This window comes from Moorena sp. SIO2C4 (assembly GCF_010672485.1).
GTDB classification, from domain to species: Bacteria; Cyanobacteriota; Cyanobacteriia; order Cyanobacteriales; family Coleofasciculaceae; genus Moorena; species Moorena producens.
Genome location: NZ_JAAHGN010001592.1, coordinates 1 through 1,007, shown reverse-complemented (window position 1 = coordinate 1,007; position 1,007 = coordinate 1). Strand labels below are relative to the sequence as shown.

The following is a 1,007-nucleotide window of genomic DNA, read 5'->3' as shown; positions in this document are numbered from 1 at the left end:
ACCATTGGACTTGTCATCAAGAAAGCTCTCTTCAATATCAAAGCGTAAGCCATATTCCCGAAATGTCAGCAAGGGTGGTCGGTTCGTCGCTGACGATGTACCAAAGTTCTCCGCTAATTCCATCATTTGCCAGACCCAGATTAACTGCACCATGCATATTCGGTTTTGTGAATCCAGACATTTTGGAGTAAAAGAGCTTCACCCCGTAGAACATGAAAATCTCGTACTTGAGACCAACCTAACCCATGTCGCCAGAGCCAGAAATCACAGACCAATGCGGATGCGATAATGCGTTCCCCAGTTCAGCCAAGGCATACAACATTCACCTGAGTATTGATGAATCCTCTGTCTGCTAGCAGTACAACTTGAACTCTATCTGGGATTAATCGCGACACTGTCAAGAGCTTTGTCATTATAGCTGCCTATCAAGACGCTGCATTAAGAATGCTCCAGTACTCGCGCTCGCCACTGGCACTGCTCTTCCTCGATATACCACAGCTACCCTAATCAGACAATATTGATTCCACAGCATGGAAGTATCCAAGCTTAGATACAATAGTTCATTTTCCCATCTATTCTTCGCTTCCTGAATCAGTGGGCTATATAACCGTTGTGGATTAATCCGGGGACCGAAGCAACCATCGACTGAATCGACGTTGCGTGACTGTCGCAAACACAGCACTTGAGTGGATGTACATAGTCCATTTTGTCAGATTTACGCTACCTGAGTGAATTAGTCCAACTACCATCCAGACGCCTTGTATGTAGATGCCTGATATCAGCCCATTGTTTGGATTGACCCAATAACGTAACTTCGGCATTATAGAGACGGGAGGTGTTTTCGCTTGTCATCCTGTCTGAGTTTAGTCACCCAGTCAGAATATGGCATTTGTAGCCAATTTGAGAAGGTAACACCTTCCATCACTGGGAAAGGATGAGTCTTCCGTTGGGTAGCGCGCCGCTACACCGATTGCTGCACCGTACGCGCTATGTGAACTTTTGTCAGA

1 protein-coding gene is annotated in these 1,007 nt (G+C 46.0%); it reads right to left on the bottom strand.

The features are described from left to right. Window positions 1-412: 412 nt before the first annotated feature. Window positions 413-673, bottom strand: coding sequence for a hypothetical protein (locus F6K20_RS39750; protein WP_287298616.1), 261 nt, complete (start codon window positions 671-673; stop codon window positions 413-415). Window positions 674-1,007: the final 334 nt, after the last annotated feature.